This window comes from Vibrio sp. KUL80, from assembly GCF_059725495.1.
Genome location: NZ_AP045841.1, coordinates 2140924 through 2164478 on the forward strand (window position 1 = coordinate 2140924; position 23555 = coordinate 2164478).

Here is a 23555-nt window from a genome sequence, read left to right on the forward strand (position 1 = left end):
GAAGGACACTATTATGACTAAGAAATACATCGTCGCTCTCGATCAAGGGACCACCAGCTCTCGTACCGTTGTTCTCGATCATGATGCAAATATTGTCAGTGTCGCGCAGCGAGAATTTACTCAAATCTATCCAGAAGCAGGCTGGGTTGAACATGATCCACTAGAAATTTACGCGACACAGAGCTCTACATTAATCGAAGCTCTGGGTCAAAAAGGCATTACCTCCGACGAAGTCGCTGCTATCGGTATCACTAACCAGCGTGAAACGACCATCGTTTGGAACAAAGAGACGGGCGCTCCCGTCTACAACGCTATTGTTTGGCAGTGTCGCCGTACCGCAGAAATCTGTGAAGAACTAAAAGCACGCGATGGTCTTGAAGCTTATATTCGAGAAAACACGGGGCTTGTTCTCGACCCTTACTTCTCAGGCACCAAGGTTAAATGGATTTTAGATAACGTAGAGGGCGCTCGCCAGCAAGCCGAGGAAGGCAAGCTGATGTTTGGTACCGTGGACACTTGGCTAGTTTGGAAGATGACCCAAGGTCGCGTTCATGTCACTGACTACACCAATGCATCAAGAACCATGCTATTTAATATCAATACTCTAGAATGGGACGAACGTATTCTTAAAGAGTTTGATATCCCACTTTCCATGATGCCTAAGGTCAAACCTTCGTCAGAGGTTTACGGTCAAACTAACATTGGTGGTAAAGGTGGCACGCGTATACCTATTGCTGGTATCGCTGGAGATCAACAAGCTGCACTATTTGGTCAAATGTGTGTCGAACCAGGTCAGGCGAAGAACACCTATGGCACGGGCTGTTTCATGCTAATGAATACAGGCAAGGAGAAAATCACCTCTAAGAACTCTTTGTTAACGACCATCGCTTGCGGACCAAAAGGCGAACTTGCTTACGCGTTGGAGGGTTCGGTATTTATGGGCGGCGCTTCTATTCAATGGCTACGCGATGAAATGAAGCTGTTGAATGACGCCAAAGACTCTGAATACTTTGCAAACAAGGTCGAATCCAGCAATGGTGTCTATGTGGTTCCAGCCTTTACTGGTCTTGGTGCACCCTACTGGGATGCTTATGCTCGTGGCACCATCATTGGTATGACTCGAGGCACAGGTGCAAACCACATCATTCGCGCAACGCTTGAGAGTATCGCTTATCAAAGCCGCGATGTGATTGATGCGATGCAAGCTGACTCTGGAATCAAGCTCGCTTCTCTGCGCGTTGATGGTGGCGCAGTCGCGAATAACTTCCTGATGCAGTTCCAAGCGGATCTATTGAACACAGAAGTACAGCGACCTCAGGTTGTTGAGGTTACCGCTCTTGGTGCTGCATATCTTGCAGGCATCGCTGTGGGCTTCTGGAGTGGGTTGGAAGAGGTGTCTGATAAAGCCGAAATCGATAGAACCTTCATTCCATCTGACGATGAAGAAAAACGCGAAGCGCGTTACAGCGGTTGGAAACGTGCAGTGCAAGGCGTATTGAGCTGGTCTGAGATCGCGCATGCAGACAAGCGCTAAGTAAAGTTAACGCGTTGATCTAATTAGTTAGCTCTCTTTATCTCAAGGTAGAGAGAGCTAATATCCTCACTTGCTATATAGCGTTCTATCCATCATTTCATTCCCCATGCAAGGTAGAAGTAACCTGCTCCCAAACAAAGACACAGCGGTGAATAAAGCCATGTATCCAATCGAGCGAACTGGCCTTGCTGGTTATTCTTACTAAAACCAACTAGGTTGAAGTCTCCCACTGCCCTGAGAACGAAAATTGCGCCTACGACTAACGCAATCCATTCAATATAATTTTCGAGTGTTTGAGGTGTTGCTATTACGTCAGTCAAACTGAGAGACAACAGAGCGAAAACAGCAAGAGCGGCTGCAACAAGCAAAGTGATCAACGTACCCGGAGTGAATGCCTTGCTACCTTCGACAACCGGAATCGCTAGATCGACGCCTTTCTTGCCGCCAAAAGCCCAATAAACATGTATCAGTGAGATTGCGAATAGAATGCCAGAAATAGTGAAAGCAATGAGTAAAGGCATTGAGTTTCCTCTAGAGTGTGAATGTGGGATTGACTCTCGTTTTACTCTTCCACTATGCACTTTCCAATATCAGCAATAACTTTACGCTCCCTTACACTCATGTTTGTGTCATGAGCTGCATTCACATAAATATCACTTGAAACTTGCTTGTAGCACTTTAAGCGATGCTTAGTAGCCAGTCAGCTCCATGTATCCGCGACCTTGGTGAGTCCCTTCTATGGTAACGGGTCCTTCCCAATAAGGGACGGTCAAAGGCATTTTCGCCAAAGGATTGAGCGCCTCTATCGTTAAAGCAATATTATGGCTAGGTATCTCAAGTTGCCATACCGTGGGATAGTTAGAGCCTTGAATAGAAACGGTCTCTAGTGCTTTGAGCGTAAGCTCTTGCGATGATATTGAAATTCCCGAGCGGTCACGCCGCATCAGTTGACCATAGGCATAACTCGCGTCTCCAGTCTCACTGTCTCTTAACTGGAATACCACCAAGCTCGTATCATTGTCGAGTCTAAGCGCAAACCAATCCCACCCTTGCTGTGAACCAAGCAGAAACTGCGGGCTCCATTCCCTATCAATCCAACCCTGCCCTGTCACCTTATGTTGTTCACCTTTGAAGGTAATCGTGCCTTCGACATCAATAAAAGGCTGGCTATAGTAATGTGAAGCAACTGAACCATCCGCGCTTTTGACACTGTAGCCCTGCTCACCCTGAAGTTGAAACGACGATTCACTAACAAGACTAAGCGAGTAACTGAACTGCTCTGTTGCTACGTTCAATGACGCTGGGAACATCTCCTCAGAGTTGGAGCGCCACTCCCAATCGTCGAGAAAAACACGAAACGGTGACTTAGCCACCCCTGCCATCTTAGGATGAGCACGAGACCATTTTTCGGCAGCTAAATGATGAGTAGAGTTGGTGATCGCGCTGTGCGCCATGTATAGCTGACTGGTTTCCCAGCCTTGATTAGCAGAGCCATTTGACGCCAGCGCAATGCGAAACTGAGTCCACTGAACGCCAAATGCTTCACCCTCAGACGTGACTAAGTTTGCGGTGAAGTACCACCATTCATATCGGTAGTCTTCATGTGCTTGGTGGTCTTCTGGAAAACGGAGTTGCGTTTCAGGTGAGACCTTAGTAAATGCCCCACTAACTTCTCCCAACCAAGAGCCAAAACCTTGTGGTTGACTCTCCTCACAACCGGCTAAGGTCAGCGCTAACAAAGCTACGCTTAATGGTTTCAGCATTACAACACCTCGCTTTGTAGGCTCGACATAGCGGGTTTAGACACTAAGCGCCACAGGGGTAACGCCGTGGCTGCTGATGCGGTAATAATACTCACGAAGCAGAGCATCGCTATATCACTCCAACTCCACACAAATTGCAGACTCCAGCCAAAAGCACGGAGGGTAATGACGTCGGTTAAGACGTAGCCAACTAGAGCGCCAAGCGGTAACGCTAAACAGAGTGTAAAACAGACTAACAGCACCATTTGCATCACGACCATCATCAAAAGCTGGGCGCTTCTAACACCTAACGCATAAAGTCTTGCAATGGCAGCTTTGCGGGCTTTAATCAACATATAACAGGCACTGAACAGCCCAATAACCGCCACCAGTAAAGTCACGCCATTCAACGCTTTGGTTACCGCGAAAGTTTGAGAGAAGATTTGCAATGCGATCGTTTTGATTTCTTGCTGATCATAGAGCTGATTGTCACTCAAGCCAAAGCGCTCGATAAGCTGCTGGCGCATGACATCATTGTCTAGCTCCGTTTGGATCCCTAGACTGGTTGGCACTGATGAAAAACCAGCGTCTCGCCAGAGCGAAGGTGAAATCAAAAGCTCTCCTGTCGGGGAGCCATAGTCGTAGAAAATAGCGCCGATTTGAAGTGGGGTATCCACCACTGATGATAGCTCGGGAACCAGGACTTCATCGCCAAGCGATAAACCGAGCTTCACCGCCATCGGCTCACTGATCGCAACCATCTGGTTTTGGTAAAAGTTCGACCAAAATCCATCAACCATAGACTTCGCGACCATGGTTTGCTCAAGAGTATTGGTGTCTTTTGTACCGAGTTTAGTGGGCAGGCCTTCGATATTAGTATCAGTGTAGCTCTGAGTATAAATAGCAGAGACACCTGGCATTTCACTAAGCGCACCTTGAGTCGCTTCCATTTCACTTTGCGCAGGGCTTATATAGATGTCAGCATGAAGTCTCTGCTCAAGCCACTGTTTCAGGGTGTGCTCAAAGCTCACGACTAAGGTATTCATTGCAAGATTTGCCGTCATCGCAAGTAGCAAAGCCATCATCGCAAGCGACAGTGGAGCAATAAGCTCCTTGAGCTCTGCGACCAAATAGTGTTTCAAGCCAACAGAAAACACCTTTTCCGCCCAATGACTGAGTACCAATAAGCCTTTGGGAAGATACAAAGGCGTCGCGATAATAAGCAAACCAAGCCAAAGCATGGTGACTCGAAAATGGTCACTTAGCCATAAGCCAATGACAGCAAGAAAAGTCAGTATCAGAGCTGCAATAAATAAACGAGTCGTATTTTGGGGTGCGGGTAGCGCGTAAAATCCACTGTGAATAGAAAGTGGCTGCTGAACACTCCCCTTGAAGTGATGCCAACATGCACCGAGCGCTGCGACTAACGTGATTAGCAGTGCTTGGAGTAACCAACTCAGATGCCATGTACCGGGTAACAGCGTTGCCCCATAGAGCTGCTCTAAGGTCAGTGCGACGGTTGGATGAAGCCAATGACTGAGCTGCATTCCCAATACAAACCCAAGCAGTGAACCCACTGACACCATGACCGCAAGCTCTACCAACAGAGCAGAAAACACAGTGTTCGCGGTCACGCCCGCTTGCTGCAACTGTACCAAGAGTCTGCGTCTTTTGAGTAAGCTGTATTTGACGCCATTGTAGGCAATAAATAGCCCTACAAGAAACGCAAGCATGCTCATAGCTGTTAGATTTAAATGAAAACTGTCAGTGAGCGAAGCCAGATCTGAGCTTTGCGTATTCTCTATCCATTGAGCTTGGCTTCCTATTATCGCCAACCATCTATCAAAGTGTTCACGAGAAGCATCAAAAACTGCGATGTAACTCAATTTCCCCTGTTTTTGCAGCAATCGCTCCGTAAAGCTGATATCCACCAGCATCCGATTTCCCAATTGCCAATCATCGGGAACCGCTAAAAGACGCGTCTCAACATTATCGAGTTGCAAAACACTCGGTTTGCCCAGTTGCTCAAAGTGGGCCGAGCTCACCAAAGCGATGGGCTCTCCCATAAGCATGTTCGCTAGCGGTAGATTTCCATCAAACAGAAATACGCCTTGCCTCTGTTCGTGCTCTGAGTCGCTGCTATTCGCTCCCCGGCTCATTGTTGCTGTTACTGCCGCAACAATATCACTGCCCTGCACTGAAAATCGGCGTCCCGTCTCGTCGCGCACTCGACCTTCTAACACCGCTAGAGACTCGCTCATTCCAGCAATGCGCAACGAGAAGTAAAGCTGGCTGTCGATATGCTTTTGACCACTGGGTGGCACTATAAAATGCTGCGCCGGTAGACTGAGCTGCTCTGCTGCATCGGAGTAACTGCGTTTGGCATTGAGATTTATCGCTTGTACCGCGACAAACAACATCACGGCCAGCACTATCCCGATGAGAATAGATGCTGCCTGTAATGGTGCTTGAAAGTAGTGCTTGCTGTATACACGCAGCACAACAAGTAGGTGGTGAACACTAGCTCGCTTCATAGAGCTGCCCGTTAATAAGCTGCAACCGAGACTGCATAAAGCTTGCGCATTCAGCGCTGTGCGTCACCAAAACAACCGCCGTGTTGCCTTGATTTGTGATCGTGGAAAGCAGCTCCATGACCTCTAAGCCAGATTGCTCGTCGAGGTTCCCTGTCGGCTCATCCGCAAGCAGCAGTTTTGGCTGACTCGCCAGTGCTCTCGCGATGGCCACTCTTTGTTGCTGCCCTCCAGACAACGCGGCAACATGTCGGTCAAGCAAGCTCTCCAGCCCTAAAGTCTCAACAAGGTAATCACACCAATCATGCCAGCCTCTGCCCTCTAATGAGAGTGGAAAGGCGATGTTTTGTTTTACATTGAGTGGAGTCAGTAAATTGAACTGTTGAAACACCACCCCAAGCTTATGTATCCGAAAATGGCTCCACTGTTTGTCGCTCCAGTTTGCGGTGTCTTGTCCTTCGAGATAAAGCTGACCAGCATTTAACGGCTCAAAGCCAGCAATAATGTTCATCAAGGTACTTTTACCGCTGCCACTCGCACCCATTAACGCAGTGCTCGCTCCTGCCTCAATCTCTAAACGACAATCACTGAGCACTGAGTGCTCTTCCACACCATCGGTGAACTGCTTAAACGCATTGTTGAGTGACACCAGCGAGTCGATCGCCATACCTTCCCCTTTTATCAAGATGGTCGCTATCTGATACGTAGAAGTTTAGTCTTAAGACCACGTAACTCTATGGTTTTGTTTCACTAATTTGACAGGAAGTGTGACAAAGTCGAAACTCATTTCAAACATTGGTTCAAGCAAAAGCTTAAACCTAGAGATGATTCACTTCAAAAGGCTCTAAGATTTCAAACTTAGAGCCTTTACAGGACGGGATTTACTGTATAAAAACAGCGCGAGTTGTACGCAACAAACTGTGTTAAATAGAGCTAATTCGATATTGGGAACATCTGTGGAAGTTTATTCGCAACTTCCGCTTCCCCATTCCCACATGATACATGACCGAAAGGATGCCCCTCGGTATAGATGATATTATCATCACCGGTTTCCGACACACCGTTTAGCACGTAATCTAACTTAAGCGCATGCCGGGTCTTCCATGCGATGTTGTGATCAGCACAGGAAGTATCACCACTAACACCGATCGCTCCTACTAGTTTTCCATCTTTATCGTATAATGCAAGACCACCGCCAAAGACATTAACACCGCCTGCACGCTGTCCTATCATAGAATCCTCAGTTGAGCCGTATTTCTCTGCCTCTCCTTCGTAGACCACATTAATGTCAATTGGATTACTAAATTGTAAGCCAAACAAACTCCCTCCCGGCTGAGTCGGCGCCCACAGATTAGCAGTCGATAATGCGAGGTTAGGAAGGCTGAAAGCATTGGCCGTGTTTGCTTTTTGAGCAGAAATTGTGCGACTACCAGGCCACTGATCCCCAAAATGCTCGCCGGTGCGAGATACTGCACATACAGTTCCATCCCGAGCAACGATAGTCCCCCACATATTGAGTTCCAATCCACCATTTTTTTCGTCACTTGTCGTTGCAACGGAGCTTTTGAGCGCTTTTGTTAGAGCCTCGTGGTTTGGCAACGCATCGCAAGCCGATGCTTGAACGTATGTGGATAATAAAAATGTTGTTGTGGCAATCGCTATTTTAAAAGTCATTTCTAATTACTCCTAATTAATATAAACGGGCATTTAAGCCAACAGACCTCAAATAGGTATCTAACGGTTTTAGCACCAAAAGTAACTAACGACACTCACAGTGCATACAAATTTTTCTGGGATTAAGAATGGTGTACTTTGTTTTAGTATCCCCAAAAACTATAGCAGCGGTCGAATTAATAATTATCAAATATCATTTGAAAGACAATTAAACTCGATTTGACTCTTCATCGTAGTCGTTGGCAGCTATATCGATAATTTTTGATATACCAGTGATCATTGAAGACGCTTGATTTTTCCTGAATAGAGGATCATGCTAGCAACTATGAAAATTACTCTGACCAATGAACAGAAGCAGGAACTAAAAATCCAGCACAGCACAACGCGTGACGGACGAGTTCGTGACCGTATAAAAGCGGTTATTCATGCGAGTAATGGTTGGTGCCCCGAAGAAATTGCAGACGCACTTCTTATTCATGAATCCACTGTTCGTCAACATATCAAAGATTACCTAGAGTCGAACAAGCTCAAGCCTGAAAATGGCGGTTCACAAAGCTATCTATCGGCTCAGCAAACCCAAGAGTTGGTTCAGCATCTAACTGAAAATACATACCACCATTCGTCCGAGATTATTGCGTACGTATTTGAAAGGTTTCAGATTCACTATAGTGTTCCTGGCATGAACAAATGGCTTCATCACAATGGTTTCAGCTACAAACAGCCGAAAGGCGTTCCACATAAGTTCGATGAGGAAAAACAGCAAGCGTTCATAGAGGCTTATGAAGCACTGAAAGCAAGCTGTGGCGAGGATGAATCGATAGTGTTTATCGATGCCGTTCACCCCACACTGTCAACCAAACTCTCCCATGGTTGGATACGTACAGGTCAAAGTAAAGTTCTGGAAACAACAGGTAATCGTAGCCGATTGAACATTGTTGGTGCTTTGAACCTATCAGATATTGGAGCGACCATTGTTAGCGAATACGACAGCATTAACAGTGAAAACATGGTTCGATTTTTCTGTAAACTCAGAGAGAGCTACCCGTTAAATCACAAGCTCCATGTCATCTTAGATGGAGCTGGATATCACCGCAGTGATTTAGTCAGAGATGCGGCATTTGTCCTTAATATTGAACTGCATTATCTCCCACCTTACAGCCCGAATCTTAACCCAATAGAGCGGCTTTGGAAGGTTATGAATGAGAAGTCAAGGAATAACGTTTACTTCAAAAGTAAACGGGATTTCAAGGAAGCCATTACCCAATTCTTTACTGTGACTCTTCCAGAGATTGCAGGCTCGCTGACGTCTCGAATTAATGATAATTTTCAGGTGTTCAAGCCTGCATCTTCAAGTTGATTGGGTATATAGCCGATTGTCAATTTATTTTTGAAAATCTATCAAAAATAAGTGAACGATAAATATCACGCTTTTGCCTACACTGAATCTGGCGTAAGGGTCACAACACTACAACAGTGTACTCTAGTCATAAATATACTTTACAGAGTATTAGCAATGAGACGCCGCACTGTTGAGCGACTAAAGGATTCAAGACAACCTAGCGAGGAAGACTACATGAAAAATGTTTGTTCAGTGTTAGCAATAGCTGCAACGGCACTACTCAACTCCGCACAAGCTTCTCAATTGGAAATAGTAGCCGAGCTTAATGGTACTAGACCCGGAAACATTACAGTTACAGGGCAAGGTAGAACCTTTCTCTCAATGCAACCGCTTGACTCACCAGAGCTTCGCGTCGTTGAGTTGATGGCTGATGGGTCAATAAAGCCCTTTCCAAACCAAGATTGGGCAGATGGTCCTGAAAAGGGCAGTGTCGGCTTCACTGCAGTTATTGGAATCGATAGTACTGACGATGGTGTTGTCTGGATACTCGATATGGGCAGTGCAAACACACCCACTCAAATCGTGGCTTGGGACACAGTAAACAACAAGCTATTCAAACAAATAGAGATTAGCAAAAATGTTCAAGTAGAAAACTCGTTCCTACAAGACTTTGCATTAGATACACAGCGCAACCAGATGTACATTGCCGATACCACATTGGGTAACCTCGTTGGCCAAGCCGCTCCAGCCTTTATAGTTGTCGACCTGACGACAGGTATAGCTCGTCGAGCTCTTGAGTCTGACAAAACCTTATTGTCACCAAAGCACGACCTTATTATTGATGATTCTTTAATGGCTGCAAAACGTGACGATGGGACGGTAGAAGCGCTTTACCTAGGGCTCAACCCTATTACCATTGATACGCAAAATGAATGGGTGTACTTCGGTACGGTAAATGGCAGTGCCATCTATCGAATACCCGCTGGAGCACTTGCTAACAGCAAGCTAACTGATAGCGAACTGTCGCAATCTATTGAGTTTTATAATGAAAAACGGCCAAGTGATGGGATGAAAATTACCGAAAATGGCGAAATATATGCAGGCGACGTAGAAAAGAACGCGTTGAGTGTAATAACTAAGGATGGCTTTGAGTTAGTTTCACAAGACCACAAGCTGCTATCATGGGTTGATGGGTTCTCGATTCAAGGTGGGTATCTATATATGACCCAAAATTCGCTCCATCTAAATCCGGCATTAAATGAAGGGAAAGAGGGCTCAAGCAAACCCTATCACGTACTTAGACTGAAACTAGATAATTAGAATTATCTAAACAAAATAAAACAGCAACCAAAAATATGATCCGCACCAGCAGTTTTGGACACCAAGTTAAGTGAGTACAATCACTATCGAGGTGAACCATGACAAGCAAGAAAAAACGTATTATCCACTCCCCTGAGTTTAAAGCAGAAGCACTAAGGCTAGCAGAAAAAGTCGGAGTCGCTGCGGCAGCGAGGCAACTGTCGTTACACGAATCCCAGATCTATGGTTGGCGTAAGGCAGCTAAGAGTGACACCAGTACCAGTCAGCGAGAAAAAGATCTAGCCGCTGAAGTAGCCAAACTCAAAAGGCAATTGGCTGAGCAGGCTGAGGAGCTAGATATTGTAAAAAAGGCCGCCACCTACTTCGCGAAAAACCTAAAGTAGATTGCTACGAATTCATGCTCGAACACCTGTTGAGCTTCAGCGTAGCCCGCATGGCTCAGGTGTTCGGCGTTTCACGAAGTGGGTTTTATTACTGGATTAAGCATCGCCACAAGGCGATCCAGCGAGAGGTAACTCGCCAAGAGCTTGATACGAAGGTCAAAGAGGCTTTTGTTAATAGCAAAGGCCGTGATGGCTCAAGGCGCATCCAGAAAGAGCTGGCTGAAAACGGTGACAGTCGTAATGTTAAAACCATAGCCGCCAGTATGAAACGGCAAGATTTAACGCCGAAAGCAGCACGTAAGTTTAAGTGCACGACGGACAGCAAACATACTATGCCAGTTGCGCCGAACCTACTAGCTCAAGATTTTAACGCTGAGGCTCCGAATCAAAAGTGGGCGGGAGATATCACCTATGTCGCGACAAGCGAAGGCTGGCTGTATTTGGCGGTAATTATCGACCTTTATTCAAGGCAAGTAGTCGGTTGGTCTATGGATACCCGAATGACGGCGACTCTGGTCTGTGGTGCGTTATCAATGGCCTTGTTCCGTCGTGGTTTCCCTGAGCAGGTTATCGTTCATAGTGACCGAGGTAGTCAGTATTGCTCAAAAGATTATCGAGACATGATAACCGCTCATAATCTAAAGCAAAGTATGAGTAGGAAAGGAAATTGCTGGGACAATGCTTGTGTTGAGAGCTTTTTCCATTCAATGAAAGTTGAAGCGATCCAGTACGAACCGATCATGACGCGAGACGAGATGCGCCAAACGATCTTTGAATACATAGAGGTTGATTATAATCGTACAAGAAGGCACAGTGCTCTTGGGTATATAAGCCCAGTTAACTTTGAAAATCAAAATGTCGCTTAATGAAGTGTCCAGTCTTGCTGGAGCAGATCAATACATACTCTCCAAAAATTAGAAGTATTAATTACGTGGTATTTACAACTTAATTTATTTTCAATAAACAAGTTAGTTACAACCATATTATTTAAATTCAAACCCTCCCTACAAAAGGTTAAATTATGAACAAGACAATCAAGATGGGTGTTACCGATTTGTCATTTCACCGCACGACTGCATCTCTAGTAGCGAATGTACTCACGAAGATGGGCTTCGAAGTAGAAAGAGTCTTCTCTCCTCACCAAGACAACTTTAAAAAGCTGAAAACTGGTGAAGTGGATATGCTGTCATCGGCTTGGTTGCCATCGAGTCATGGTATCTACAAAGCAGATGTTGAAGAAATTGTGCCATTGACTGAACTCGGCCTCCACTATGAACCATACGCGTTATGGGGCGTGCCTGACTATATTCCTGGCGATGCCTTATCTGAAATAAGCGACTTACTAAAGCCTGAAGTACTCAAAAAAATGAACCTGACTATTCAAGGTATCAATGCTGGAGCAGGCATTACACGGTTTTCGATACAGATGCTAAAAGAGTATGGGCTCAGCGAAGTTGGCTATGAGTTTTTTACCGGCAGCGAGGAAGACTGTTTTGGTGCGTTTGAACAGGCAGTATCAAATAAAGAGTGGGTTATTGTACCCCTTTGGAAACCGCAGTTTCTTCACTATCGTTATGACATCCGTGAGTTACAAGAACCAAAAGGTTTACTAGGTATTGTCGATAGGGCCGTGCTTCTTTTAAGAAATGATAGAAAAAACCTGTTTACTAATGAACAACTTGAGAAGCTGGATTCGCTTCGTTTTTCCAACGACATCATAGCCCAGTTGGATTACAAAGTTTGTCGAGAAGACGCCTCTCAAGATGAAGTGACTTATAACTGGTTAACTGACAAAGGGCTTATTTAGTAACTTCTAAATAGGTCATGCAGAAGCATTTTCGTGTGTTTAAGCCGTTTATAGGAACGTAAACTAACACAGCCACGACAAACTAACTTAGGGAGAAGCGATCATGACCCTACCATCAAAGATGAAAGCGATTGGATTTACTCGGTCACTAAGTATTACAGAACCTGATAGTTTAATTGAATTTGAAACGGACTTACCTGAAGTCAGACAGAATGATCTTTTAGTAAAGCTCAGCGCGACTTCTATGAATGCTGCCGATGCAAAGATTCGTATTCGGAGCGCCAAAGACAAGGTACTAGAAGAACCTAGAGTACTTGGATATGATGCAGTCGGTGAGGTCGTAGAAAAAGGCAAAAATGTTACGGGCTTCGACGTGGGTGACCGTGTGTATTATGCGGGTGATATAAGTCGGATGGGTGCCAATGCGGAGTATCAAGCCGTTGACTACCGTATCACCTCTCAAGCGCCGAGCAGTCTTTCTGATGAATCTGCCGCGGTCATGCCTCTGGTTACTCTCACTGCTTGGGAAGCAATATTTGAGCGCCTCAGAGTTCGTCCTGATGAAAGAAAATCCATTTTGATCATTGGTGGTGCGGGAGGCGTAGGTTCGATCGCTATTCAGTTAGCAAAACAGTTAACCAAGCTAACGGTGATTGCAACCGCATCCAGGCCAGAAACTGAGCAGTGGGTCAAACAAATGGGAGCCGATCACGTGGTTAACCATCGAAATCTCGTTGAATCAGTTCGAGAGCGGGACATACAATATGTCGACTACATCTTTAATGTAGCGGATACAAAAGGGCATTGGGACTCAATGGTAGAACTGATCGCCCCACAAGGTATGATTAGCTCGATTGTAGAGTTTGAGGGCGAGGTTAATTTATCGGCATTACAAGGTAAGTCTGTGGGCTTCATTTGGGAACTGATGTTTACTCGCTCACTCTATCGTACCGAAGATATACAAAAGCAACAAGACATCTTATTTCAGGTTGCTAATCTGATTGATGCGGGTCGCATTAAATCAACGCTAACCACGACCTTGAATGGATTTAGTGCAGAGACCTTGAGGGAAGCACATAAACTCATAGAAAGCTCTGCATCGATTGGTAAGCTCGCTATCAAATACTAAATTTAAACGAGCAATTGGGTTAGGCTATCAAGACAAGTGTTACTTTAAGTCGATCCACTTTCCAAACTAATTCGAATATTCGAACTAAAGCCAGGTACTAGCTATGAGAAACCAGGGAAAGTCACTATTTGAGATTTGCTCCTAATACGATTAAGAGATTTTCTTTATCTCTAGTTTATCTAAATAACTCAGCAATGCTTCTTCAAAGTCCTTTTTGACCAAAGGCTTGGCTATGACGGTGTTCACGCCACTATCTAGAAACTCTTGTTTATTCTCGCTGATTACATCTGCAGTCCAACCAAAAATGAGAATACTGTCGCCGTACTTTCTACGGAGTTCTGCGGCGGTGGTTGGTCCATTCATAACAGGCATATGATTGTCTAGTATCACTAGGTTGAACTTCGACGGGTCGAACATCTCTAAACATTCTGCACCGTTAGAACAGCTTTCTACATCGATCGACAAAGACTGACAGAACTTACCCGCAACGATACGATTTATCGCATTGTCATCAACCAAAAGTACTTTGTAGACAGAAAAATCGGCGTTGATCGGATCAAAGTGAGATAACTGTTCGCTCTGTTCTACAATGGATGAAAGAGGTAGCTTAACGGTGAACGTTGACCCCATGCCAAGTTGACTGGATACGCTTATCTCGCCACCCATTAACAACGTAAGACTTTTCACGATAGAAAGCCCTAACCCAGTGCCGCCAAACTGACGCGTCGTCGACGTCTCTGCTTGCTCGAACTTTTCAAAGACACTATCAATTCGATCGGGTGCGATGCCAATACCAGTATCTTGAACCGTGAGTTCACACTCTCCTTGAAGCGGTGTTGATACCGTTACGGTTATTCTCCCTTTTTGGGTGAACTTTAGCGCATTTCCCACTAAGTTGAGCAATATCTGCCTTAGCCTGACCTGATCGCCAATAAACTGTTTATTTGGATCTGTGTTGTCGACTATCTCGAACAGGAGCCCTTTTTCTGAGCACAAGCTTTGATAGGTATTATTTACTGGAGACAGTATCTCCTGCATCTTAAAATGCGAGTGTTCCAAAACCAACGCTTGATTCTCGATTTTTGAGATATCTAGAATATCATTCAAGATGGATATCAAATGATTTCCCGAGCTAAGAATTAGCTGAAGCGCTTCCCTATGCTTAGGGTCAGTGATCTCTTTTTCGAGTATTTGTGTTAGACCAAGCACACCATTCATAGGTGTACGTATTTCATGACTCATCGTGGCAAGAAAGGCTGACTTGGCTTCGTTAGCGGCGCTCGCCTCTTTCGCAGTAGCCATGAGTTTGCTTTCCAGTTTTTTGTATTCAGTCACGTCTCTTTCGATGGCAATGAACCGGTCAATTGCGCCATCTTGATCCGTTATCGGGGTAATATCTATATCAACCCAGTATTCATTTCCTTTGGAATCATAGTTCAGGATCTCCGCCTTGATTGGTAGGCCCTGCGACAAAGACTTTGCTATCCGAATCACGGTATTGGCATCCGTTTTATCACCTTGTAGAAACTGACCTGGTTTCTTACCTTGAACACTTTCTAAAGCGTACCCCGTCATCTCTTCAAAGGCTCTATTTACCCATTCAATAGCGCCATGTCTATTCGTGATCACCACAGCATCTCGCGCTGCTTTCACCACGGTCGCGAGAATCTTACTTTCTCTCTCTCGTTCAATCAGTTCACTGTTTTTGGTCGCGAGTTCTTTTTGAGATATTTCGAGCTCTCGATGCGGGTTCACAAGCACCTTGTTTCCTGCAAACAGAACAAATAAGAAACTGATACCCATGACCACGGCGATGGCGTCATAGATGTAACTCATAAAGCTATCAGATTGCAGCTTGAGGAAATCGGGATTTATCCCCTGCATCAGCGTCAACCCCGCCGTTGCAATCTGCGTGTTGTTGACCAGCCAGGAATTAAGGTTATTTTGATTAATATAATCCGATACGCTGCCCTGTGTAAGCGCATACCACCGCTCTTTTGGATCAATCAGATCACCAAACAGTTCATCATAATCGACTGGCGTTTCACCAAAAACCATCCCAATAAAGCGACCCTCACTCATTACTGGCATGAAGATCTTAATGCATATATGGTCTGTATCATTGTGAAGCAGGTAGACTGGAGGTGGCGTAATCAAGTCGGAAGCCTGCTGCTTCATGGAATCAAAAATGCGGATCTCATTGGCACGTGAAGGGTGACGAAACTTATCTTCAAAAAGAACCGTTCTCTCTTTGTTAAAAACGGCAAACAGAACAGAGCGACTGTCTCCTTCATATCGATGAAGTGTGGCGTCAATATTTACCTCACGCTTGCCTTCTAACAGAGCGATGATGTCATTATTACTGGAAGCAAGTTTTACACGCGCTTTTGCATTATCCAAATACTCTTCTACGAACAGCTTGGCTGCTTGTAATTCTAACTTTGTGCCTGAGTTTTGAAGATAATCTATGGCATGTTTAGACTCTCGCCCCAGAATAACGATGGATGCGACAGTAAATACACATATCACGAAAACGGTGTAGATGAATACCAGTGTTCTTCCACTTAGCCCCTTGAGTGTTGGCACTTTAAATCCCTTTTTTGAGTCCGCTACTCTCAATCTAGGAGGTTTTACGTGGAAAGAAAGAACCATTTTTCCAAAAAGGCCATCGGAAAATTAACAACAAAGGTCACATTTAGCTAGCATCACACATCCAGTTATACGCTACATCTCATCGAGGCTATGTCGCTGAATTCAGGGCAAGGGTGAACGCTCGTTAAGTCATTTGAGTGTAAAACGATATACTGAAATTCTGGCATACCTATACCAGTTAGCTTATTGAGTGCTTTAATAATTGCGTAATTGCGTAATTGCGTAATTGCAACTTGCGCGTTGCAACTACGAAGTTACACATGATGACAAGCAACTTTTCTCTGCGCATGCTCGATCAATAAAGGTGAAGCTTCACACTGCTTCGTCGCACTCTGACAACGAGTTTTAAATGCGCAGCCCGGCGGGGGCGATAACGGACTTGGCAGCTCACCGGATAGCTTAATTCGCTCTTGCCTATGCTCAGAGTGCAGCTTTGGAGTCGCTGACAACAATGCTTTGGTATACGGATGCTGTGGATTGTCAAAAATTTCTCTTTTGCTGCCCTTCTCAACACATCGACCCAGATACATCACCATCACTTCATCGGCAATGTGCTCGACTACTGACAAGTCGTGAGATATAAACACGTAGGACAGCCCTAGCTCCTCCTGAAGATCCATCATTAAGTTAAGAACCTGAGCTTGAACCGAAACATCGAGAGCAGAAACTGGTTCGTCAGCGATTAGGATCTCAGGCTCTAGCATCAATCCCCTGGCGATGGCGATCCTCTGCCTCTGACCACCGGAAAACATATGTGGGTAGCGATTATAGTGCTCTTCTTTTAGCCCTACTTTACCCATTATTGCTAACGCTTTCTCTTTGCGTTCGGACTTAGACAAAGTAGTGTTTATAAGTAGCGGTTCTTCAAGAATACTGCCTATCTTCTTACGAGGGTTAAGCGACCCATAAGGGTTCTGAAAAATGATTTGGATCTTCTGCCTAATGAGTTTATCAGTCGAAGTCTTGCGGTCGAGTAAGGTCTCTCCCTTGAAGTAGAGATCACCTTCAGTTGGCGATTCTATTTTTGTTAGCAATCGCCCTAATGTCGATTTACCACAGCCAGACTCACCAACCACTGCCAACGTTTTTCCAGCTTGCAACTCAAACGATACGCCATCTAACGCCTTAAGTGTCTTATTGGGCTTGAACACCCCCTGCTTAATTGAGTAATACTTTTTGAGCCCGTTCGCTTGTAGTAGCGGCGCTGCATTTGTGTTTTGGCTTTCCATATATTCACATTCTCTCATCAAGCAAGCGGATAGTGACATTTGACCTGTGTCTCCAGCGGCCCTTGCAGCGAAGGTTCTGTCGTACGACACTGAAAATCAGCGTAACGGCACCTCGGATTTAACAAACAGCCACTTGGACGATCGTATTTTCCGGGCACAACACCTGACAAAGAATCGAGTCGACTTTGACCCACTGATGATTCCGGTAGCGAGTGCAACAGTGCCTGGGTATAAGGGTGTTTAGGACTGGCGAATACCTCTGTTGCTCGTCCTGTTTCTACAACTTGCCCCGCATACATCACGGCGACTCGGTCGCAAGATTCCGCGACTAAAGCTAAGTCGTGAGTTATCAAAATAAGCGCCATATTTTGCTCTTTCTGAAGATCCAACAACAGGTCGATTATCTGGGCCTGTATCGTCACATCTAAAGCCGTGGTTGGCTCATCGGCAATCAGTAGCCTAGGGTTGCAGGCGATTGCCATCGCAATCATGACGCGCTGACTCATACCACCGGATAGTTGGTGCGGATAAATCCCTAAACGAGACTTGGCATCTGGAATACCGACCATATCGAGTAGCTCTATTGTTCTGCGTTTGCGTTCTTTACGATTGCCGCTAGTATGAACTGCCAAGGCTTCCATGATCTGTGCACCCACCGTAAAGCATGGATTCAAACTGGTCATTGGGTCTTGGAATATCATAGAAACTTCAGCGCCGGTTATCTGTTGTCGCTCCTTACTTGAGGTTTTGAGTAAGTCATGATTGGCAAAATGCAGCTCATCGGCTGTCACCTTCCCTGGAAAGTCTATAAGCCCCATAACAGCTAGCGAGCTGACTGATTTACCTGAACCGGACTCTCCAACAATCCCTAAAACCTCACCCTCGTCAACACTAAAGCTGACGTTGTCCACTGCCTTAAACGGATCAACATCATCACCAAAATGCACAGATAGGTTTTTCACTTTTAAAATCGACATATCGAGATTCCTACTGCTTCAGTTTAGGGTCAAGTGCATCACGCAACCCATCACCCATCAAGTTAAACGCGAGTACGGTAAGCAGGATAACAACTCCTGGGAAGGTCACTATCCACCATGCAGTGTTAATAAACTGGCGCGCATCGGCGAGCATCACTCCCCATTCTGGAGTTGGTGGCTGAGCACCAAGGCCTAGAAACCCAAGTGCAGCCATATCTAAAATAGCGGTCGAAAAACCGAGCGTCGCCTGAACAATTAACGGAGCTAAGCAGTTGGGGAGAATCACAACAAACATCAGACGCAACACACCCGCGCCAGCAATACGTGATGCTGTCACATAATCTCGATTAACTTCGGAGAGCACCGAAGCCCTTGTAAGCCGGACATAGTGCGGCAGTGAAACAAATGATATAGCCAGTGACGCATTGAAAATTGAAGGTCCCAAAATAGCGACGATCGCGATCGCAAGAAGGAGACTTGGTAAGGCCAGCATGATATCAACAAGGCGCATGATCATTACTTCGACAACACCACCAAAATAGCCAGCGACCAAACCCAGAAACACTCCAACACACAAAGACAACGACACCACTAAGCAACCGATGAGGAGCGACAGCTGTGCACCATAAATAAGGCGCGATAAGATGTCTCTACCAACATCATCGGTACCCAAAATGTAAAGCCATGAACCTCCCTCTAGCCAGGCGGGAGGGGTCAATAACGCGTCGCGATACTGGTGAGCAGGGTCATGGGGCGCAACAACGTCGGCAAATATTGCCACCAGAACAATGGTAACGATATAAACCATACCAATGATCGCGCCACGATTTTGCGAGAAATAGAACCAGAACTCTGCTAACGGAGACAGGGGTTGTTGTTCCACTGCAGTTTCTTCTAGAGGAATAGTTTCAGACATACAGATCCTTGTAGTTAGCTGAGATTACTCTTTAGCGTGTCGAATTCTTGGGTTAACAATGCCGTATAGCAAATCGACAATAAGATTGACGCAGATGATCATAGTGGCAACCATGAGAATTCCCCCCTGTACGACGGGATAATCTCGTCTACCAATGGATTCGATCAGCCATTTCCCGATACCAGGCCAAGCAAATATTGTCTCCGTCAAAATGGCCCCTGACAGCAATATCCCGACCTGTAATCCAATGACGGTAATAACCGGGATTAAAGCATTTCGTAAGCCGTGTATTAAGATGACTCGCCATGGGAGAAGACCTTTGGCTCGCGCAGTACGAATGTAGTCCTCACCCAGCACCTCAAGCATCGCTGAACGCGTCATACGTGCAATAACAGCCAACGGGATGGTACCTAGCGCCACGGCTGGCAATATCAAGTGGTGAACGGCTGAAGCAAAGGCTCCCTCTTCTCCAGAAATCCACGTATCAATGAGCATAAAGCCCGTTACTTCATCTATCCAAAACTGGGCATCGTTTATCCTTCCTGAGACCGGAGTCAAATCGAGACCAATAGAAAAGAACAGTATCAGTAACAAAGCCCACCAGAAAATCGGCATTGAGTAGCCTGTCAACGATACCGCCATTACGCTGTGGTCAAATACCGTCCCACGTTTTACCGCCGCAATAATCCCCGCAGGAAGACCTACCAAGACGGCAAAGATCGCCGCACACGTCGCAAGCTCGACCGTTGCTGGAAACAAGGAAAGAAACTCACTGATTACCGGTTCACGCGTGATCAAAGAAGTACCTAAATCTCCCTCAAAGATCCCACGAATATAGATGAAATATTGTTCAAGCAGAGGCTTATCTAAACCTAACTCAGCAATTAACTCCGCATGACGCTCAGGAGATAGACCACGCTCACCAGCCATAACCTCCACTGGGTCTCCAGGAATCATTCGTATAAGAGCAAAGGTTAGTAAAGTAATACCTAGGAAAGTTGGAACAACGAGACTCAAGCGTTTAAAAACAAACTGCAGCATATGTTAGTACTCAAATAACAACAGAGTGACCGACGGTACGGTCACTCTATTTGATTACTCTTATTCTTCTAGATCGACGCCATAGAAGACATGTCCACCAAATGGATCTATCTTGTAGTCTTTGACCTCTTTTCTGACTGGCTCATAAACCACTGAGTGTGCAATCGTTACCCACGGTGCTTTTTCCTTAAACACGACTTGTGCCTGTTTATATAAGTCAGTACGTTGAGCAAGATCGGTAGTGGTTTTCGCTTGTTGAATGAGTGTCTCGAACGAGTCATCACACCACATCGCTCGGTTCGCACTTCCTACCGCCGCGCAGCTCAATAGAACGCTCAAGAAGTTATCAGGGTCACCATTGTCCCCAGTCCAGCCAAGTAACACAGTATCGTGTTCACCTTGTTTAGAACGTTTTAGATACTCCCCCCACTCGTACGTCACAATATCGGCTTTCACACCAACTTTCGCCCAATCTGCCTGGATAATCTCCGCCATTCTTCGCGCATTTGGGTTGTATGGACGCTGAACTGGCATTGCCCAGATATTGGTAGTAAACCCATCCGCTAGGCCAGCTTCCGCCAGCAGTGCCTTAGCTTTTTCCAAATCATAGTTGTAATCTACAATGCTATCGTTATACGACCAGATAGTTGGCGGAATTGGGTTCTTAGCCGGTGCGCCAGCACCTTGGAATACGGCATCAATGATCGCAGACTTGTTTACCGCAAGGCTTAAAGCCTGACGAACTTTAACGTCGTTTAGTGGCTCTTTCTGCGTATTGAATGCGAGGTAACCTACGTTCAAGCCTTCTTGCTGCAACAAGTTGACTTCTGGGTCCTCAGCCATCCGCTTAATATCGGCTGGGTTTGGATACGGCATCATATGACACTCGCCTTTTTGCAGCTTAGCGTATCGAACCGAAGCGTCAGGAGTAATAGAGAAGACCAAGCGATCGATTGGCGCTTTGCCTTCATAGTAGTCAGGGTTTGCTTGATAGCGAATCGTTGCATCTTTTTTGTAGCCAACAAACTGGAACGGGCCCGTCCCAACCGGATCATAGTCGACCTTCTCTGGAGTACCTGCTGACATCATCTTATCGGCATACTCGGCTGACATGATCACAGCGAAGTCCATGCCGAGGTTTGCCATAAACGGTGCTTCAACGCGGGTCAAATTGAACTTTACTGTATAGTCGTCGACACGTTCAATTGATGCAATTAGGTCATCCATTTCCATCGAGTCAAAGTACTCGTACGAAGCACCCGATACTTTGTGGTATGGATGCTCAGCATCCTTTTGACGCATAAAAGAGAAGATAACGTCATCAGCATTAAAGTCTCGTGTTGGAGTGAAAGATTTGGTGTTGTGAAACTTAACGCCTTTGCGCAGGTGGAACGTGTAACTTAAACCATCTTCTGAGACGTCCCATGATTCAGCGAGTCGTGGCTCAATCTCTGTAGTGCCTCGTTTAAACCCAACCAAGCCGTTAAAAATATTGCGTGACGTTGCATCGAAGGTGGTGCCAGATGTATAGAACGTCGGATTAAAGCCTTCTGGAGAGCCCTCCGAACAATATACAAGTGTCTTTGCTTGAAGACCTGAAGCAGCCAAAACGGCCAACATGCATGTCAGGGCGACCGCATGAGTGTCTAGTTTTTCGCCATTTGACTAAAACCAGCACTTAATACTGCCTCTAGCATGGACGTATTCATCATACATCGCTTTTGTTTCCCTACTATGCTTAGCTTGGTTGGCTCTTCTCGGAGCATGTTCAAGCTCATATGACGTAGACATGATAGGTTCTCTGCACCGTGCTCTTTGTATATCTGGCACGCATCTTCATTCATGGTGACATCAAGTACCCAGTGCATTGATTCTATGCCCCAATGTTCTCTGACTGCCATAGCTGCTTGCTCTGCACTAAGCTCTTTAGAGCTGATGTAATAACGGTACTCTAGGTCGACAGATTTACCTTTCTCTAGGCGAAAATTTTCAACCATTACAATGCTCTTCAAGCCTTTCCAGCGAGAGAAGTTACCTTCAAGTTCGGTACTGTCAAAAACATAGCATTGGCGAGACTCTATGCGGCCGTGTCCTTGCTCAAGAGAGATGTCATCAGCCATATTAACTCGCTGCGAAGAGAATGCCTTTTCGATTGCTTGTCGGAGTTTTCCTTGGTTGCTTTTTACAGCAAGCAAGTAGTCTCCACCTTGATTTACAATGGCTTTAGCAATCTTGGTTTGACAGGCCATAGCATCAATAGTTACTAGGGCTCCCTTGATATCGAGCATCTTTATCAGTTCAGGGATCGCTGTAATTTCATTGCTTTTTTGTTCAGTCTTTAGCTGTCCTAGTACGAGCTTGTTTGACGACGCATAGGCGCTGATCATATGAATGGTGCTGGTCCTGTCTTCACGATTATATGAGCCGCGAAGTGTTTTGCCGTCAATCGCAATCACTTGACCTTCGGTAAGAGTATGTATTGATGACATCCAGTTAACGAAGCACTCATGAAATTGCTCTGGCTCAACGGTAGAGATGATACGAGCAATAGTGTCATCCGCAGGAATGCCATTCAAAAACAAGTCATTACGCTTAAACCAATCATGATGACCCAGAATGTATTCACGAATATCAAACCAGCCTTTCGCGCCTGCAATTACCGCACATAGTGAGCCAAAAAGGACTTCAAACAGGCAATAAGTGACCTTTGCACCTTGGCGATGGTCGATAATCGTTTGAAAATGTTCTTTGAAGTGGTCAATGTGCATGATGCTCTCCCTTAAAAGGGAGTATATGATCACAGCTAAATGTGATCGTCAAATCGATCGTAATTTTGATTAAAAAACGTTCACGATCTCACCCTGACATGCATGTACTGTACTTCCATATACTACTTTTCATGTTCACTCCATGATTAATATATTCACCTGAGCTAAAAGTAAAAATGTGGTGATTAGATGATTCTCTAAATAATATTTTTATTTTGAATATTATTTACACTGCAATATGATGAACACTAGCCTACTGAGCTTTTTGTGATTATCAAATCCTCAGACATTATGTCTACAGATTTAACTTTTCGCGAGAAACTGAATTAAGCATTTATTTCATAAATAATATGATAATCAGAATAATTACGTTGCAAAGAAATCTCTTGCAGGTCGATCAGCCTAATACCTACTTAACGCTCAAAACTTAAATCTATTATCTAACATTTTTGACAAAATAGGTCGTTTTCACATTTTTGATGATTCTGATCAACGATTAATACAATTAACTCA

Annotated in this window: 18 protein-coding genes; 6 read left to right on the top strand and 12 right to left on the bottom strand. The window is 45.2% G+C overall.

Annotation, left to right across the window (positions count from 1 at the left end; all coding sequences use genetic code 11):
- Positions 1-10 precede the first annotated feature (10 nt).
- Entirely contained in the window at positions 11-1534 is a 1524-nt protein-coding gene (gene glpK, locus AC6I8U_RS09875) for a glycerol kinase GlpK (protein WP_128650173.1), read from the top strand.
- Positions 1535-1626: 92 nt separating this feature from the next.
- On the opposite strand, the gene AC6I8U_RS09880 is transcribed toward glpK, so the two are convergent.
- From AC6I8U_RS09880 to AC6I8U_RS09900, 5 genes are all read right to left on the bottom strand, one after another.
- Positions 1627-2055 carry a DUF3995 domain-containing protein gene (locus tag AC6I8U_RS09880; protein ID WP_498016736.1) on the bottom strand — a complete coding sequence of 143 codons (429 nt, stop codon included), beginning with the start codon at positions 2053-2055 and terminating at the stop codon, positions 1627-1629.
- Between the two features lie 168 nt (positions 2056-2223).
- Positions 2224-3297 carry a lipocalin-like domain-containing protein gene (locus AC6I8U_RS09885; RefSeq protein WP_498016737.1) on the bottom strand — a complete coding sequence of 358 codons (1074 nt, stop codon included), beginning with the start codon at positions 3295-3297 and terminating at the stop codon, positions 2224-2226.
- Positions 3297-5810, bottom strand: coding sequence for an ABC transporter permease (locus AC6I8U_RS09890; RefSeq protein ID WP_498016738.1), 2514 nt, complete (start codon positions 5808-5810; stop codon positions 3297-3299). Before AC6I8U_RS09890 ends, AC6I8U_RS09885 begins: the two co-directional genes overlap by 1 nt.
- On the bottom strand, positions 5797-6474 hold the full coding sequence (locus AC6I8U_RS09895; RefSeq protein ID WP_498016739.1) for an ABC transporter ATP-binding protein: 678 nt from the start codon (positions 6472-6474) through the stop codon (positions 5797-5799). Before AC6I8U_RS09895 ends, AC6I8U_RS09890 begins: the two co-directional genes overlap by 14 nt.
- Positions 6475-6740: 266 nt before the next feature.
- Positions 6741-7481: a GlcG/HbpS family heme-binding protein gene (locus AC6I8U_RS09900; RefSeq protein ID WP_498016740.1), complete on the bottom strand. Its 741-nt coding sequence runs from the start codon at positions 7479-7481 to the stop codon at positions 6741-6743.
- A gap of 325 nt (positions 7482-7806) precedes the next feature.
- Between AC6I8U_RS09900 and AC6I8U_RS09905 the strand changes: the two genes are divergently transcribed.
- From AC6I8U_RS09905 to AC6I8U_RS09925, 5 genes are all read left to right on the top strand, one after another.
- Positions 7807-8838, top strand: coding sequence for an IS630 family transposase (locus AC6I8U_RS09905; protein WP_498016649.1), 1032 nt, complete (start codon positions 7807-7809; stop codon positions 8836-8838).
- Between the two features lie 216 nt (positions 8839-9054).
- On the top strand, positions 9055-10140 hold the full coding sequence (locus AC6I8U_RS09910; RefSeq protein WP_498016741.1) for an L-dopachrome tautomerase-related protein: 1086 nt from the start codon (positions 9055-9057) through the stop codon (positions 10138-10140).
- 98 nt (positions 10141-10238) lie between these two features.
- Positions 10239-11389 (top strand): IS3 family transposase gene (locus AC6I8U_RS09915; protein ID WP_498016742.1). Its coding sequence is split into 2 segments (ribosomal slippage): positions 10239-10482 and positions 10482-11389, totalling 1152 coding nucleotides; the frame shifts between segments, so codons are not numbered across the junction.
- 173 nt (positions 11390-11562) lie between these two features.
- A complete protein-coding gene (locus tag AC6I8U_RS09920) occupies positions 11563-12330 on the top strand; it encodes a glycine betaine ABC transporter substrate-binding protein (protein WP_498018350.1) in 768 nt (255 codons plus the stop codon).
- A gap of 103 nt (positions 12331-12433) precedes the next feature.
- Positions 12434-13459, top strand: a complete 1026-nt coding sequence (locus AC6I8U_RS09925; RefSeq protein ID WP_498016743.1) for a zinc-binding alcohol dehydrogenase family protein — start codon at positions 12434-12436, stop codon at positions 13457-13459.
- 150 nt (positions 13460-13609) lie between these two features.
- Here the strand turns inward: AC6I8U_RS09925 and AC6I8U_RS09930 are convergent, their stop codons facing one another.
- From AC6I8U_RS09930 to AC6I8U_RS09960, 7 genes are all read right to left on the bottom strand, one after another.
- Positions 13610-16045 carry a PAS domain-containing hybrid sensor histidine kinase/response regulator gene (locus tag AC6I8U_RS09930; RefSeq protein ID WP_498016744.1) on the bottom strand — a complete coding sequence of 812 codons (2436 nt, stop codon included), beginning with the start codon at positions 16043-16045 and terminating at the stop codon, positions 13610-13612.
- Positions 16046-16365: 320 nt separating this feature from the next.
- Positions 16366-17340 (bottom strand): peptide ABC transporter ATP-binding protein, encoded by a 975-nt coding sequence (locus tag AC6I8U_RS09935; protein ID WP_498016745.1) that lies wholly within the window; start codon positions 17338-17340, stop codon positions 16366-16368.
- 17 nt (positions 17341-17357) lie between these two features.
- The gene (gene dppD, locus AC6I8U_RS09940; RefSeq protein WP_498016746.1) at positions 17358-18317 is read right to left on the bottom strand and encodes a dipeptide ABC transporter ATP-binding protein; all 960 of its coding nucleotides are present in this window, start codon (positions 18315-18317) and stop codon (positions 17358-17360) included.
- A 10-nt stretch (positions 18318-18327) separates the two neighbouring features.
- Complete coding sequence (dppC, locus tag AC6I8U_RS09945; RefSeq protein ID WP_498016747.1) at positions 18328-19233, bottom strand: dipeptide ABC transporter permease DppC; 906 nt, start codon at positions 19231-19233, stop codon at positions 18328-18330.
- Positions 19234-19257: 24 nt separating this feature from the next.
- Positions 19258-20274 carry an ABC transporter permease subunit gene (locus AC6I8U_RS09950; RefSeq protein ID WP_498016748.1) on the bottom strand — a complete coding sequence of 339 codons (1017 nt, stop codon included), beginning with the start codon at positions 20272-20274 and terminating at the stop codon, positions 19258-19260.
- Positions 20275-20334: 60 nt separating this feature from the next.
- Positions 20335-21882: an ABC transporter substrate-binding protein gene (locus AC6I8U_RS09955; RefSeq protein WP_498016749.1), complete on the bottom strand. Its 1548-nt coding sequence runs from the start codon at positions 21880-21882 to the stop codon at positions 20335-20337.
- Between the two features lie 38 nt (positions 21883-21920).
- Positions 21921-23042, bottom strand: a complete 1122-nt coding sequence (locus AC6I8U_RS09960) for an ISAs1 family transposase (RefSeq protein WP_498016714.1) — start codon at positions 23040-23042, stop codon at positions 21921-21923.
- Positions 23043-23555: the final 513 nt, after the last annotated feature.

Excerpts from the sequence above, each read along its gene's own strand:
- AC6I8U_RS09880 (WP_498016736.1), bottom strand. The coding sequence starts at position 2,055 with ATGCCTTTACTCATTGCTTTCACTATTTCTGGCATTCTATTCGCAATC.
- AC6I8U_RS09885 (WP_498016737.1), bottom strand. The coding sequence starts at position 3,297 with ATGCTGAAACCATTAAGCGTAGCTTTGTTAGCGCTGACCTTAGCCGGT.
- AC6I8U_RS09890 (WP_498016738.1), bottom strand. The coding sequence starts at position 5,810 with ATGAAGCGAGCTAGTGTTCACCACCTACTTGTTGTGCTGCGTGTATAC.
- AC6I8U_RS09895 (WP_498016739.1), bottom strand. The coding sequence starts at position 6,474 with ATGGCGATCGACTCGCTGGTGTCACTCAACAATGCGTTTAAGCAGTTC.
- AC6I8U_RS09900 (WP_498016740.1), bottom strand. The coding sequence starts at position 7,481 with ATGACTTTTAAAATAGCGATTGCCACAACAACATTTTTATTATCCACA.
- AC6I8U_RS09905 (WP_498016649.1), top strand. The coding sequence starts at position 7,807 with ATGAAAATTACTCTGACCAATGAACAGAAGCAGGAACTAAAAATCCAG.
- AC6I8U_RS09910 (WP_498016741.1), top strand. The coding sequence starts at position 9,055 with ATGAAAAATGTTTGTTCAGTGTTAGCAATAGCTGCAACGGCACTACTC.
- AC6I8U_RS09920 (WP_498018350.1), top strand. The coding sequence starts at position 11,563 with ATGGGTGTTACCGATTTGTCATTTCACCGCACGACTGCATCTCTAGTA.
- AC6I8U_RS09925 (WP_498016743.1), top strand. The coding sequence starts at position 12,434 with ATGACCCTACCATCAAAGATGAAAGCGATTGGATTTACTCGGTCACTA.
- AC6I8U_RS09935 (WP_498016745.1), bottom strand. The coding sequence starts at position 17,340 with ATGGAAAGCCAAAACACAAATGCAGCGCCGCTACTACAAGCGAACGGG.
- dppD (WP_498016746.1), bottom strand. The coding sequence starts at position 18,317 with ATGTCGATTTTAAAAGTGAAAAACCTATCTGTGCATTTTGGTGATGAT.
- dppC (WP_498016747.1), bottom strand. The coding sequence starts at position 19,233 with ATGTCTGAAACTATTCCTCTAGAAGAAACTGCAGTGGAACAACAACCC.
- AC6I8U_RS09950 (WP_498016748.1), bottom strand. The coding sequence starts at position 20,274 with ATGCTGCAGTTTGTTTTTAAACGCTTGAGTCTCGTTGTTCCAACTTTC.
- AC6I8U_RS09960 (WP_498016714.1), bottom strand. The coding sequence starts at position 23,042 with ATGCACATTGACCACTTCAAAGAACATTTTCAAACGATTATCGACCAT.